The organism is Hymenobacter arizonensis (assembly GCF_900115775.1).
Taxonomy (GTDB): domain Bacteria; phylum Bacteroidota; class Bacteroidia; order Cytophagales; family Hymenobacteraceae; genus Hymenobacter; species Hymenobacter arizonensis.
In genome coordinates this window covers 228,483-243,315 of record NZ_FOXS01000004.1, presented here as the reverse complement: position 1 = coordinate 243,315, position 14,833 = coordinate 228,483, and the positions used below count along the sequence as shown (strand labels likewise).

The window sequence follows — 14,833 nt, the reverse complement described above, 5'->3', positions numbered from 1 at the left end:
GAACAGTATTCTGGGACGACGGTTTTCTACCGATTTTAATTCAGATACAAGCCCTAACTACCACCGACTTCTCATTATTCCGATAAGCTCTTGGTTACATTGGCAAGCCGAACCGTATGTATGGCATATCCCACTGTTTACCAAATCTGCTCATGCCCGCTACTGCTTTCGACGCCATCATCATCGGTTCTGGCCAGGCCGGAAACCCCCTGGCTACCGCGCTGGCCCAAGCCGGCCGCAAAGTGGCAATGATTGAGGAAAACCGGCTGGGCGGCTCCTGCATCAACTACGGCTGCTCGCCCACCAAAACCCTCATTGCCACCGCCGAGCGCCTGCACCACATTCGCACTTCTGCCCAGGTTGCGGCCCCCGAAACCGCCAGCGCCACCGACCTCCGCGTCGACCTGGCTGCCGCCGTGGCCCGGAAAGACGGCGTGATTGCTGCCATGCGCGACGGCATCCGTTCGAACCTCACCAAGAAGCAAAACAACATCACCCTGCTCGAAGGTCATGCCGCCTTCACAGCGCCGAATTCTCTGCACGTAGCCTTGGCCAACGGCCGCACCCAGGACCTTACGGCTCCACTTATTTTCATCAATACCGGCACCCGCACCGCTATTCCCGACGTGGAGGGCTTGGCCGATGTTGGCTACCTGACCACCACCCAGCTGCTCGACCTTAAAGAGCTGCCCGAGCACCTCATCATCTTAGGCGGCGGTTACATAGGCCTGGAGTTTAGTCAGATGTTCCGACGCTTCGGCAGCCGCATCACTATCATTGAGTCGGGCCCGCAACTGCTCGAGCGTGAGGACGACGACGTGTGCCGCGGCCTGCAAGAAGCCTTAACTAAAGAAGGAATCGAATTTGTGATGAACGCACGGGCTTACCGGGCAAGCCGCAGCGCCAGTGGCAGCATCACGGTGTCGGCCCACACGAGCGAAGGCGAGCGGCGGGTGCGTGGCAGCCACTTGCTGGTAGCCACCGGCCGCCGCCCCAATTCCGACAAGATAGGCCTGGGCTTCGCCGGTATAAAAACCGACGACAAAGGCTATATCCTGGTAAATAACAATCTGCAAACTAACGTGAAGGGCGTGTACGCGCTGGGCGACATCCACCCCGGCCCGCAATTCACGCACCTGGCCTACGACGACTACCGCATTGTGCGCGACGCCCTGCTGCACGGCCGCAAACGCTCGGCCCGCGAGCGCCCCCTCCCCTACGTGGTATTCACCGACCCGCCCATGGCCCGCATCGGCCTCAGCGAAGGCCAGGCCCAGGAAGACAAAATCCCCTACCGCATGGCCACCATGCCCATCCGCACCATTGGGCGGGCCCAGCACACCAGCAAGACGTTAGGCTTCTGGAAGGTGCTCGTCGGCAAAGACGACCGGCTGCTGGGCGCCACCCTGCTCGGCCCCGAAGCCGGCGAAATCATGGCCGTCATCCAGGTAGCCATGGCCGGGCGGCTGAAGTATCAGCAGCTTCAGGACATGATTTTCGCTCATCCCATCTGGGCTGAGGGGTTGAATAACGTGTTTCGGGATTTGAAGGCTGGCGGAAAGTAGCAGTTGGGCTGGAGATGGACTGGCGCGAGTTTAGCGAAGCATAACTCGCGCCTTGCTATGTTGGGGAGGCTGTGCCTCCCCTGCCGCGCCAGCGGCAAGCCCGTACCGCAGTCGTTCGCGCGGCTTGTTCTAATGCGAGGCACAGCCTCGCTCAATTAGTAGTCACGAGTTACGCTGCGCTAAACTCGCGCCAGAGGGGGGATGTTCAAGGAAGTAGAAAATCGTAAAGCGCCTACCGGCATAACATCCCAACACATAAAAGCCCCGCGCCTTAGAAGACGCGGGGCTTTTGCTAAAAAAAACGTCAGTTAATAGCTGTAGGCGACGCCCTGCTTAAGACTGGTAGGGACTTGGGCGGTCTGAAAAGCGTTGCCCATAGAACCCCGCTGGGTATTTTGAGCCTGTATCAAAATAATGTGGGCCCCCATTCGCGCGGCTTCGCGCTTCAATTTTTCCGTAGCGCGGGCATCGATGTTGGCTTGGTTGGATAAAGCGGTAGCGCCCGCGGCTTTTGCCCGAACCTCGCCTTTTCGGGTCAGCCCCACAACGTCGGACTCCAAAGTGGTCACTATCACTTTTTGCCAATCTTCCTCGCTGGCAATTACGACCCGTTCCGTTATCTTTTCAACGCGGCCACTCGCAAAACCAATCTCTTTGACTTGGTTCTTGTTGAGGACGTTAACGGCTGTTTCTCCCGGATAAGTGAACGACACTTCGCGGTCATTCACAGCGATGACATTGACCAGGATTTCTTCGTTGGTCAACTTGGTTAGCTTATCCGTTTTTACCTCTTGCGCTTGAGCCGACAAGGCAAAAAGAGTCAGTAGCAAGGTAGTACTAGCTGCTTTCATGGGGGTTGTAAAAAGTCAGGAAAAGAATAAATGGATTGAATTCGACCAAAGTTAATGCACAACTCATTAGATATAACATCTCGCTATATTTACATTTTATAAAGTATATTAATTTAGGTTAGCAGGTTTCAAGCCAGCTAGAATGGGTCAGGTTTTAGTCGTTGCGTCGCTCAGACTCCGCCCAACGGAACTAATGATTAAACGCACGTTTGATAAGTAACAAAACCCCCGCGCCAGTCAAAGCCGACGCGGGGGTTTCTGTTGTTGCTTAGGCAGCAGCCAAGCTACTACATATTATTAACAATCTCTTGGGCGAATTTGCTCGTTTTCAGCAGAGTAGCGCCTTCCATCTGGCGTTCGAAGTCGTAGGTCACGCGCTTGCTGGCGATGGCGGCTTCGAGGCCTTTGTTGATGAGGGCAGCGGCTTCTTTCCAGCCCATGTGCTCGAGCATCATCACGCCGGACAGGATAACTGAACCGGGGTTCACCTTGTCTTGGTTGGCGTACTTAGGCGCGGTGCCGTGGGTCGCTTCGAAGATGGCGTGGCCGGTCATGTAGTTGATATTGGCGCCGGGCGCGATGCCGATGCCGCCCACGATGGCCGCCAGGGCGTCGGAGATGTAGTCACCGTTCAGGTTCAGTGTGGCCACTACCGAGTACTCGGCGGGGCGCAACAGAATCTGCTGCAGGAAGGCATCGGCGATGCTGTCCTTGATGATGAGCTTGCCTTGCTCCTGGGCCTGCTTCTGCAGGGCATCAGCCACGGCCACACCTTGCTTGGCCACGATTTTGTCGTACTGCGCCCAAGTAAACACCTTGCTGCCGAATTCCTTCTCGGCCAGCTCGTAGCCCCAGGTCTTGAAGGCGCCCTCGGTGAACTTCATGATGTTGCCCTTGTGCACGATGGTCACCGACGGCTTCTTGTGCAGCAGCGCGTAGTTGATGGCCGCACGCACGAGGCGCTCGGTGCCTTCTTTCGACACCGGCTTGATGCCAAACGAAGACGACTCGGGGAAGCGAATCTTCTTCACGCCCATCTCATCCTGCAGGAATTCCAACATTTTCTGAGCCTGGGGCGTGCCGTTCATGTACTCGATGCCGGCGTAGATGTCCTCGGTGTTTTCGCGGAAGATGACCATGTCGGTCAGCTCCGGGTGGCGCACCGGCGAGGGCACACCGTCGTAGTAGCGCACGGGGCGCACGCAGGCATAGAGGTCCAGCTCCTGGCGCAGGGCCACGTTCAGCGAACGGATACCGCCGCCCACGGGCGTGGTCAGGGGACCTTTGATGCCCACCAGGTATTCACGGAATGCGTCGAGGGTTTCGTTGGGCAGCCAGTTATTGGTTTGCTTGTAGGCTTTTTCACCGGCCAGCACTTCCTTCCACATCAACTGCTTTTTGCCCCCATAGGCCTTCTCAACGGCTGCATCGAATACAAGCTTGGAAGCCGCCCAAATGTCTGGACCTGTACCATCGCCCTCAATGAAGGGGATAGTGGGCTTGTCCGGTACATTCAGTTTGCCGTTTTTGATGGTTATTTTTTGCTCTGCCATGTGGGGTCGTGTGTTATTTAAATCGGGGTCTTCCTGAGCGCAGCGAAGGACCTTATCGCGCCAGGCTTTCGTAGTAGAATTCAACTGAGCGCATGCGGGATAAGGTGCTTCGCTGCGCTCAGCATGACAATTGTGGGCTAGTACCCGAAAATTTCCTTCAGGGTGAGCTGCTGCACCGTGCCGTATTTGGCCAGTTCCTTAAAATTCAGCCGGTCTTTCGAACCAATAACCAGAATCACCTGATTTTGTCCTTTAATCTTGGCTTCCTGAAATTTCCTCAGCTCATCGAAAGTCATGTTCTGCGTGCCGGTGTACACGTCGCGGCGCAAGTCGTAGTCGAGGCCGAGGCGGCGGGCGCGCTCGTAGCTCAACAGTACGTTGCCTTTGGTAATGCGTTCGGTGCTGATGCTGTTGCGAATAGAATTCTTGGCGATTTCCAGGTTGGCCTCCGCGACGGGCATGTTCGTTAGCAACGCTTCCATACCAGCCATGGCCTCGGGGAGCTTGTCGCTCTGTGTGCCGATGTAACTCATGTTGTAGTTGGAGCGGCCCACCTTGTCGGCGTTGGCGTAGCGCGACGATGCGGAGTAAGCCAGGGCCTTGCTCTCGCGCAAATCCTGGAATACGATGCTGCCCATGCCCCCACCGAAGTACTCGTTGTAGAGCGCCACCGTGGGCACCATGCCTTTGTTATACACATCGCCCTTGGTCAGGAAGATGATTTCGGCCTGTACCATGTTGTAGTCAACCCAATAGACTTTTTTGTCCTTCAAGGGTTGCTCGGTAAAGTCTTTTGCGGCAGGCACGGGAGCCAGTTTGGCGGGGATGCGGTGTTCGGCTTTCAGCACCGCCACGGTGCCCTCCTGGGGGCGCGGGCCGTAGTACAGCACGCGGTGCTGCAGGGTCGGCAGCTTCTTAATCAGGGCCGTGAGCTGCTCAGGCTTCACGGCCTTCAGCTCCTTCTCGCTCATCACGTTGGTGAAGGGGTTTTTCGCGCCGTACTTCACGTAGTTCACCATGGCCGCATTCAGAATCACGCCCTTGTTGAGCTTGGCATCCTGACGGGCTTTGAGCGTGCCGGCCACCATGTTTTTGAGGGCTGCGGCGTCGGGTTTGGGCGCGTTCAGCAGCTGTTCAAACAGTTTCAGCGCGGGCTCAAGGTTGGTGTCGAGACCGTTCAGCGTCACGAAAATCCGGTCGGTGCCGCTGCTCACGTTAAAATAGCAGCCCAACTTGTAAAACTCCTGCTGCAGCTGAGCGGCCGAGTAGTTGCCAGCGCCGAGGTACTGCAGGTAATCGGTGGCCAGGCCCCAACGTGGGTCGTTGTTGGTGCCCAGGTCCAGGATGTAGTACAGGTTGAACAAACCATTTTCGCTGTTCTTGGTGTAGTACAGCGGCAGGCCCGGGTTGATGGCTATTTCTTGAATGTCCTGCTTGTAATCAACAAACACCGGCTGCAACTCGGAGCTCGGCATAGCCGTGAGCTGCTTGTAGTAAGTCGAAGCCACTTCACGGTTAGCGGGCACGGGCGTGATGGCAGGCTTCACCACCTTCACCTTGTTGGGGTCGGTGCCGGTGCGCTTGTATATGGTCACGTAATTATCGCCGTAGTTGTCGTTGGCGAATTTTACGATTTCCTCCTTGGTAATGGAAGCAAAGGTCTCATGCTGCTCCAGGTAGTCTTTCCAGTCGACACGCTGAATAAACGCCTCGTACATGGCACTGGCGCGGGCCTCGTTGCTTTCGTAGCTCTTGGTGCGCTCCAGCTTGACGTTGTTGATGATGGCCGGAATCAACCAATCGGGGAAGTTTCCAGCTTTCACCTTGGCTAGCTCGCCCAACATCAGGCGCTTCACTTCGTCTAGCTTCTGGCCCTGCCGCGGTGTGCCGTAGATAACGTGGGTCGAGTAATCGGTATTAAGATCTGTGAACGACATGGCCTGCAACACTTTCTGCTGCTGGTTCAGGTTGAGGTCGATGAGACCGGCCTGGCCGTTGGTCAGGATTTTATCCAGCATGCGGAGGCGAACGCCGTCGCGGCTGGCCTTGCCGGGCAGGCGGAAGCCCAGCATCACGTTTTCCGACTGCGGCCCTACTATTTCGCGGACCATTGGGGCGGTCAGCGGCTTTTCTACCGGCGGGTTGAAGGCAGGAGCCGACTTGGCGGGCAATGCGCCAAAGTATTTGTCGATAAGGCGGATGGTGGTGTCGTAGTCTAGGTCGCCGCTCAGGCACAGGGCCACGTTGCCCGGCACGTAATATTGGCCGAAGTACTTCTTGATTTCCGTGATGGACGGGTTTTGCAGGTGCTCAATCGTGCCGATGGTCGTCTGCGTGCCGTAGGGGTGCGTTGGGTACAAGGCCGCATTAAGTGCCTCATACTCCTTGTTGAAATCGCTGTCCAGGCCCCGGTTTTTCTCTTCGTACACCGCTTCCAGCTCGGTGTGGAACAGGCGCGGTACCATCTCCTGCATGCGCTCGGCCTGGATGGCCGTCCATTTTTCCAGCTGGTTGCTGGGTATGTCTTCCTGGTAAACCGTTTCTTCGCTCGAAGTGTGCGCGTTGGAGCCTTTGGCCCCAATAGCACCCATTACCTTGTCGTACTCGTTCGGCACGGCGTACGTGGCTGCTACCCCCGAGATGGAGTCAATCTGATGGTAAGTGCGCTTGCGGGCGGCGGGGTCATTGCGCTGGCCGCGGTATACTTCGTAGAGCGCTTCAATCTTATCAAGCTCTACTTTTTCCTTAGCCCAGTCCTGCGTTCCCAGCTTCGAGGTACCCTTGAATACCATGTGTTCGAGGTAGTGCGCGAGACCGGTAGCATCGGCCGGGTCGTTTTTTGAACCGGCGCGCACAGCCACATAAGTCTGGATGCGCGGGGCGTCCTTGTAATCTGACAAATAAACGGTCAGGCCGTTGTCTAGCTTATAGATACGCACCTGCAGCGGGTCGCCGGGCACAGTTTCGTAGCGGTATTCCTTTTGTGCGTCGGGTGTGGTAGCAGTCGCGGCTGTGGTAGTCGAAGCAGTAGTAGCTGGTTTGCTCGATTGGCACTGTGTGGCAAGGCCTAGCGCTGCCAGGGCAGGAAACAGCAGCAAAAAGTTGTTTTTCACGAAAGGCGCAGAAGGGTAGCCGAAAAGATTCGAAAAACAAAGGTAGCTAGCTGATAGGGGAATATAAAACGAATTTTACAGCTATCTTGCCGGTTTGTTCGGCGCTGAGGGTTCGTGGTGCTGATGAGGTTAGTTTTAGGCACAAACGTTTGCAGCGTATTCGCGCAAGGTTTCGCGAAGTGAAAAAGGGAAGTCTCGCAAAGTTTGACGGTATGCCAGACTTTGCGAGACTTCCCTTTTTCACTTCGCGAAACCTTGCGCTTAGAATTCCGCCTCCAGCCCCAGCCGATGCTTGGCCTCGCGCAGGGCCGGGAACCGCTCGGCCAGGTACTCGAACTTGTCGGTGGCGGTGTACAGCTTGCGACCAGTGGGTGCGGCCGTGGTTACCACAACTTGCACTGAAAGGCGCGGGTGACCAGTGCGGCGCCGCAAGTCCGCCAAAAACTCCACCCGCATGTCGTTGAACTGGTCGACCTGAATGGGGTTGTCGACGGCCAGCTCAATCATGTGCTCACCATTGGCGGTCACTGGGCGGTTCAGCACCCAGAATTCGCTCATGCGGTCTTGGGCGCGGCGCTCCTCGGCCAGCTCTTTCCATACCCGCTGCAGCAGGGCGGGGTCGATGGGCGCCACCGGGCCGCTGGTATACTGGGGCTCGGCTACCACAGAAGCTGAAGCGGGACCAGCCGCCAGCTTGCTGCTTAGGTCCTTCAGGCTCGGAATTTTATTCCCCAAGCTGGGAATTTTGGCAAAAGCAGCAGCCGGGGTGGGGCGCGGGGTGGGCTCAATCCCTTCAAAGCTGGGCACGCCAATTTCGACGTGCGGCAGGGTGTCGCGCATCTGATGGCGCTCGGTGATGGCTGCCTCGAGCTCCGGCTCGATGCTCGGGGTGTCGTGCAGCTCCTCTACCCCGCTTTCTACGGGCAGGGGCTCAGGGCCATCGGCGGGGGGCGCCACCCGGCCAGCGGGTAAGGCCTCGAACTCAGGCAAAGCGGCCGTGGATACCGTGGGAGCGGCAGGAACTGGCGCCGGAGCAGCTGGCACAGTAGCAGCTGGGGTAATAGCCACGGGCGAGGCAATGGGGGCAAACTGCGCGTGGACTTTACCGTTGCTGCTCGGCGCAGGCGCTGCAGGCGCGGCTGCATCAGCAGGGCTGTTTAGGCCACTAGTTTTTTTTTTAGCCTCGCCGTTGCTGGCAGGGCTTAGCTCGCGGACGAACTGTACGGCCCCGTTGAGATAAGCCAGCTTCATGAGCGCCAGCTCGACGTGAAGGCGCTGGTTTTTGGCCTGCTTGAACTCCCGGTCGCACTGGCTGATGAGGTTGAGGGCGGAGAGCAGGAAGGCCAACGGCGCAGCCTGGGCCTGCTGCACGTACTTCAGTCGGATGCCTTCGGACACTTCCAGCAGCTGCACGGTCACGGCGTCTTTGCACACGAGCAGGCCGCGTAGGTGCTCAGCGGTGCCCACCACGAAGTTGTGCAGGTCGAAGCCGTTCTGCATCACCTCATCGAGCAGCAGCAGGGCGGCGGAGAGGTTTTCGGTGAGCAGGCTATCGACGAGGCGGAAATAGTAATCGTAGTCGAGGATGTGCAGGTTTTGCACCACCTCTTTGTAGGTGAGGTTGTTGCCGCCGAAGGTGACCATCTGGTCGAACATCGACAGGGCGTCGCGCAGACCGCCGTCGGCCTTTTGGGCCAGTAGGTGCAGGGCGTCGTCTTCGGCCGTGATGCCTTCCTGGGTGGCCACGTAGCGCAGGTGGCTGCGCATGTCCTCCACCTTGATGCGGCTGAAATCGAAAATCTGGCAGCGCGACAGGATGGTGGGGATGATTTTGTGGCGCTCGGTGGTGGCGAGGATAAATATGGCGTAGCTCGGCGGCTCCTCCAGCGTCTTCAGAAAGGCGTTGAAGGCGGCGTTCGAGAGCATGTGCACCTCGTCGATGATGTAGATTTTATACTTACCGGCCTGGGGGGCGTAGCGCACCTGCTCCACCAGTGAGCGGATGTCTTCGACGGAGTTGTTGGAGGCGGCGTCCAGCTCGTGCACGTTGAACGAGGCATTATCCTGGAAGGCCACGCACGAGGGGCAAGTGCCGCAGGCTTCGGTCTCGGCCGAGAGGTTGGTGCAGTTGATGGTTTTGGCCAGAATGCGGGCGCAGGTGGTTTTGCCTACCCCCCGGGGGCCGCAAAACAGGAACGCCTGGGCCAGATGCTGGCTCTGAATAGCGTTCTGCAGCGTGGTGGTGACGTGCTGCTGCCCCACCACGCTGCGAAACGTGGAAGGACGGTACTTGCGGGCCGAAACGACGAAATTATCCATAAGTTCTGTCTACAAAGTTACCCAAAAAAGGGCGGCTTTGGAAGCGGTTTTGACCCCATCTGTCATCCTGAGCGTAGCGAAGGACCTTATCACGCTGGAACAGTTTGCAGTAGAAATAGAGCCGCGTTTCTCAGTTAACAAACAGGGTACTGCGCATCGTTCGGCCGTGATAAGGTCCTTCGCAAGCTCAGGATGACAGGCGATAGAATAGGAAACCTTCCCTCCTGCCCTGGCGTTTCTACCATATCCGCGTACCTTCGCGGCCCGCTTGGGCTGAGAGGCAACGGCGGGAATCGTTCTTTACCATTTGGGGATGACCGGAATTGACAGCTTGCGCAAATTGCGGGTAAGCGTGCCAGGAGTTGATGGAAGCTCTCCTGTAAAAAAATCTATCGAAAAACAACCGGCGACTATTCGTACGCCATGGCTGCCTAATTTAGAATTAGGTAATGTCATCGTTCCGCCCGGGTAAGTTTCTACACCTGGGAGTTCGGAGCGTCGTAAGTAGAAAATAGTCTTCGAGGAGCTGTGACTCGGAGGCGAAACTCAACTGCAGCTAAGGGAAACTCAAGGGCCTGACTGACGCCTGAGGTTCTTCGAAAATTCAAGTCTGGATACGCACGTAGAAAGCACGTTGATTTCCTTGTCTGGACCAGGGTTCGAATCCCTGCATCTCCACAAAAAAGCCCGCCTGCAGTTTGCAGGCGGGCTTTTTTCGTTTTCAGCCTATTCTTCTTTGGCACTGCGGCAGCAGGCCTCTGTAACGATTGATGCGCTTGCCCGGTACCCACGCCGCCATTCGCCTTGCAGCCCAGATAGTGCACTTGGCCTTCGGCGACCATTTTCCTTTTAAGCGACTACCGGCCATGTTGAAATACCTCGCAAGTCTTTTCCTGCTCACTTTCCTGTGCCTGCCGTGCGCAGCCCAGACTCCCTCCGCTGACCGTTTAGTAGATGAGTTTGTTGCCCGCCAAATGAAAACGCTAAAGATTCCCGGCCTAGCAGTGGCGGTAATCAAAAATGGTAAACAGGTGAAGGCAACCGCTTACGGGCAAGCCAATGTGGAATGGAATCGCCCGGTCACGGTGCACAGCAATTTCCAAATTGCCTCGTGTACCAAGCTGCTGACATCCACACTAATTATGAAAACCATCTACGCCGGAAAGTTGCGGCTAGAGGACCCCATCGGAAAGTATATTGATTCCGTGCCAGCACGCTGGCAAAACATACAAGTCAAGCACTTGCTCAGTCATTCCAGTGGCATTCGGGACTACCACGGAAACGCCTACCTGCCCACTGCGCAAGTTGTAAAGGCCTTGATGGATTCCACGCAGGAATACACCCCTGGAACCAAGCAGCACTATGCACAGGCTGACTTTATGGTAGCCGGCTACATTTTGGAGAAGATTTACAACAAGCCCTTCACCCAAATTTTGAAAGAACAAGTGACCGGCCCGCTCAATATGAACGACGGTGCCTTTGATATGGAACAACGGCTTGGCGCCTTTATGCGCACCAATCTAATCTCGCAAAAAGCCACCACTTACTACGACCTTGACGGGCAACTGAGGGCTTACAAGTACATATACCCTCAGTACACTTACACCGCCGGGGGCTACTTCGCTTCGCTGCACGACATGGTGAATTGGGCCATTGGCCTCGACAAAGAGGTTCTGTTTCCGCAATCATTCTCCAAAAGTCTTATTTACGGTCAAGACAGTGTCGGCCGGGAACTCTCGGAATTTTCCAGAGTTGGGTGGGCACTGGGCGAAGAAAAGACCGTTTTGAGTGCGGGGCACAGCGGCGGGCCGGGGCTGGGTGATGTCTGGCGTTTTCCTGACCAAGGCTACACCATTATTGTGCTTTCAAACGACGGGGAATTGCTGCCCGACTTTGCCAGAGCTATTGCGTCCTTTTATGTGAAAGGCATCGAGCCTAAAGTGAAAATCAATAAGTTTGAACGGTAAAACAAAGCAATGACACCAGCTAAGGCAGATGGCGGTTCGCTACTTAGCGCGTGTTTGGGAAATGAGGAGGGCAAAAAAGAAACGAGTCAGTAAGTTGCGGCGGGAGTTCTTAGGCTACCGTTCGCAGGATGGTTGACGGCTATTAACCCCTTCCTGACTCGCAGGGGCAAGTTATGGCGATAGAAGAATAAAACCGGACCACGTTCAATTGGGTCGCCTTGATGCTACCGCCGGCGGCGGCCGTGGCTCTGAAAGCCAAGCTCAACAATATCCTTTGGCGGACGGCTGACGTTAATCCTGCACCAATCCACCTCCTTTATCTACTCTCTAATCGCCCTTATGAGCAAGCCCATTTCCCGCCGTGTGCACGGCGCCCTCGACTATTCCGCCGCCCCCCTTGTAGCCGCCGCTCCGGCGCTCCTCGGCTTTAGCGAAGACAAGACCCCCGCTACCCTGGGCTACGTGCTGGGCAGCGGCATCCTGGCCCTCACCGCCTTCACCCGCGCCGAGTGGGGCCTGGTAAAATCCATCCCCTACAAAACCCACCTGGCCATCGATGTGGTGACGGCCCTCACCAGTTTGGGGGCGCCGTGGCTCCTGGGTTTTTCCAAAAACAAAAAAGCCCGCAACACCTTTTTGGCCGTCGGCGCCACGCTGCTGACCACCGGCTTGCTCTCCGAGCGAGAGGAGATGCCGAAATACCGCTAATCGCCCGTTACTTGTGTTGGAAAAAGCCTTCCTGCGCAAGCATGAAGGCTTTTTTACGCTAAGAGGATGGTTGGTTTTTGGTAAAAGGCCCCTGGCACATTATGCTTCGATAAGCTCAGCATGACCACTATCAAAAACCCAAACACGCTCTTATGGCTTTAGGCAGAGCACCGCTTGGGATGCCGGCGCAGTCACCGTAATGCCACTTCCTTTTTCACAGGGAGTGGCATTACGGTGACTGCGCCTACTGCGCCCGCAGGTTGTTCACGGGGTTCATGGTGGCGGCACGCACGGCCTGGTAGCCCACCGTGAGGAAGGCCACGGCTGCAGCCGTTAGGCCAGCGGCCAGGAAGGCCCAGAGCGGCATGTCGATGCGGTAGGCGAAGTCCTGCAGCCAGCGGCTCATGGCCAGCCAGGCGGCGGGGAAGGCAATGACGGCTGCTATCAATACCAGCACCAGGAATTCCTTCGAGAGCAAGCTCACGATGCTGCCCACGCTCGCACCCAATACTTTACGGATGCCTATTTCCTTCTTGCGGCGCTCGGCGGCGTAGGTGGCCAGGCCGAATAGCCCAAGGCAACCCACGAAAATGGCGATGCCAGTGAATATCCAGAGCAGCGACTTGAGCTTGTCTTCGGCCTTGTACATCTGGTCGAAGTTGTTGTCCAGAAACTTGTATTCGATGGGGCTTTCGGGGCTGAACTTGGCCCATACTTGCTTCACGCCTTCCACGGAGCTGCCGATGTTGTCGGCCTTGAGCTTGACGGCTACTTTCCAATAGGCGCCGGGGAATATCTGCAGCACGGCGGGTTCCAGCTTGTCGTACAGGCTCTTGTAGTGGAAGTCTTTCACCACGCCGATAACCTTGCCGATTTTCAAGGAATCGGGGTTTTTGTTGTTCCATACTTTCCACTTCAGGGTTTGGCCCAGGGCCTTATCGGGCGTGCCAAACCCGAGTTCTTTCACGGCCGTTTCGTTGATGATGAAGGCTTGGTCTTTGTCGGTTTTCATCTCTTGGGAGAAGTCGCGGCCCGTCACCAGCTGCAGACCCAGGGTTTTGAGGTAGTCGTAGTCCACCATCAGCTGGGTCACGCCTTTCTCTTTGTCCTCGCCGTTGGTAGGCACAATGATGCCGTCGCCGGCCACTTGGTCGCCGGGGAAGCCGTAGCCGATGCTGGCCGACGCCACGCCGGGCACTTGCTGCAGCTCGTTTTTGAAGGTGTCGTAGTGCTTGTTCATGTTGTCGCCCCGCATGGGGAAAAACATGATTTGGTCGCGGTTGAAGCCCAAGTCCTTATTGTGCAGGTAGCTCACCTGCCGGAACACCACCAGCGCGCACACTATCAGGAACACCGACAGCGCAAATTGCACCACAATCAGGCCGTGCCGCAGCCACTGCACGCGGCCAAACACGCTGTCCGTCACCACCGCGCTTTTTAGCACCTTCACGGGCTGGAAGCTGGAGAGCACCAGCGCCGGGTAGAAGCCCGCCACCAGCCCCACCACCACGGTCAGCAGCACCAACACGCCCAGCAGCCCCGGGTTGGTGAGCAAGTCAAACGTCATGGTTTTGCCCGTGAAGGTGTTCAGCGAGGGCAGCAGCAGGGCCGTGAGCACCGTGGCCAGCACCACGCTCACCAGCGTGAGCAGCACGGTTTCGCTCAGGAACTGTAGCATCAGTTGCTCGCGGCTGGCCCCAATGGTTTTGCGGATGCCCACTTCCTTGGCCCGCTGCATCGACTTGGCCGTGGACAGATTCACGAAGTTGAAGCCGGCAATGAGCAGAATGAACGCGGCAATAAAACCCAGGGCCTTCACGTAGGTGATGTTGCCCTTCACCGACGAGTCGTACTTGAAGTTGGCCGAGTACAGGTGCACCTCGTGCAGCGGCTGCAAAAACGAAAGGTCCGTCACCTTGTCGTCCTCGGGCAAGGTCGGGTTCACCTTCTCGGCGACGTAGCTCCGCAACTTGGCCTGGGTCTGCTGGGCGTCGGTGCCGGGCCGCAGCTTCACGTAGGTGAAAAACTGGTGCCAGCCCCATTTTTTCATGCGCTCTTTGGGTAGCTGAGCCGCGGAAAGGGGAATGACCGAATTTACCTTCAAGTGAAATTTGGACAAGTTGTTTTGCAAAACACCCTTCACAACGAAGCTTGTTTTGTTCATCTTAATCTGCTTGCCCACTGGGTTTTCGTCGCCGAAGAAGCTCTTGGCCACGTCCTCGGCCAGCACCATCGACATGGGCGCATCCAGCGCGTGGGCAGCCGAGCCGTACTTGAAGTCCAGCGGGAAAATCTCGAAAAAGGTGGAGTCGGCAATGAGGCCATTTTCAACGTAGATTTTCTTGTCGCCGACCTCCAGCAAATCGACGGACGACTCCATCAGGATGCGCGTGGTTTGCTCCACTTCCGGGAACTCCTGCTTCATGGTGGTGGCGTACATGGGCGGCACCGGCGCGAGGGTTTCCGGCGTTTCGGTTTTGGTGCGCTCCGAGTAAATGCGGTAAATCTGGTCGCCCTGGGGCACGAACTTGTCGAACTGCAGCTCGTCGTGCACGAATAGGCCGATAAGCAGGCAGGCGGTGAGGCCCAGGGCCAGGCCGGCAATGTTGAGAAAGGAAAAGCCTTTGTGCCGGATGAGGTTCCGGTAGGCCACGAGGAAATAGTTCTTAAACATGGCGAGGGTATGTTGAGGTTGGCCAATTGGCCTGCAGAAAAAAGGGTATTGATGCTTTTTGGCCAAAGGCTGGCCGTACATCT

8 protein-coding genes and 1 other RNA gene are annotated in these 14,833 nt (G+C 56.8%); 4 read left to right on the top strand and 5 right to left on the bottom strand.

Features of this window, described 5'->3' with window-relative positions; genetic code table 11:
* Positions 1-152: 152 nt before the first annotated feature.
* A complete protein-coding gene (locus BMZ66_RS15440; RefSeq protein ID WP_092675492.1) occupies positions 153-1,565 on the top strand; it encodes a mercuric reductase in 1,413 nt (470 codons plus the stop codon).
* 308 nt (positions 1,566-1,873) lie between these two features.
* Here the strand turns inward: BMZ66_RS15440 and BMZ66_RS15435 are convergent, their stop codons facing one another.
* From BMZ66_RS15435 to BMZ66_RS15420, 4 genes are all read right to left on the bottom strand, one after another.
* Positions 1,874-2,416: a hypothetical protein gene (locus BMZ66_RS15435; protein WP_092675487.1), complete on the bottom strand. Its 543-nt coding sequence runs from the start codon at positions 2,414-2,416 to the stop codon at positions 1,874-1,876.
* Between the two features lie 287 nt (positions 2,417-2,703).
* Complete coding sequence (gene icd / locus BMZ66_RS15430) at positions 2,704-3,969, bottom strand: NADP-dependent isocitrate dehydrogenase (RefSeq protein ID WP_092675484.1); 1,266 nt, start codon at positions 3,967-3,969, stop codon at positions 2,704-2,706.
* Between the two features lie 137 nt (positions 3,970-4,106).
* Complete coding sequence (locus tag BMZ66_RS15425; protein WP_234795114.1) at positions 4,107-7,082, bottom strand: M16 family metallopeptidase; 2,976 nt, start codon at positions 7,080-7,082, stop codon at positions 4,107-4,109.
* 261 nt (positions 7,083-7,343) lie between these two features.
* Positions 7,344-9,401, bottom strand: coding sequence for a DNA polymerase III subunit gamma/tau (locus BMZ66_RS15420; RefSeq protein ID WP_092675481.1), 2,058 nt, complete (start codon positions 9,399-9,401; stop codon positions 7,344-7,346).
* Positions 9,402-9,710: 309 nt separating this feature from the next.
* On the opposite strand from BMZ66_RS15420, the gene ssrA reads away from it, so the two are divergent.
* The 3 genes from ssrA (at position 9,711) to BMZ66_RS15405 (ending at position 12,076) form a co-directional block, all read left to right on the top strand.
* Positions 9,711-10,082, top strand: a transfer-messenger RNA (tmRNA) gene (gene ssrA / locus BMZ66_RS15415).
* A 185-nt stretch (positions 10,083-10,267) separates the two neighbouring features.
* Entirely contained in the window at positions 10,268-11,368 is a 1,101-nt protein-coding gene (locus BMZ66_RS15410; protein WP_177204755.1) for a serine hydrolase domain-containing protein, read from the top strand.
* A 339-nt stretch (positions 11,369-11,707) separates the two neighbouring features.
* On the top strand, positions 11,708-12,076 hold the full coding sequence (locus BMZ66_RS15405; RefSeq protein WP_092675475.1) for an SPW repeat domain-containing protein: 369 nt from the start codon (positions 11,708-11,710) through the stop codon (positions 12,074-12,076).
* A gap of 244 nt (positions 12,077-12,320) precedes the next feature.
* On the opposite strand, the gene BMZ66_RS15400 is transcribed toward BMZ66_RS15405, so the two are convergent.
* On the bottom strand, positions 12,321-14,750 hold the full coding sequence (locus BMZ66_RS15400; RefSeq protein WP_092676140.1) for an ABC transporter permease: 2,430 nt from the start codon (positions 14,748-14,750) through the stop codon (positions 12,321-12,323).
* Positions 14,751-14,833: the final 83 nt, after the last annotated feature.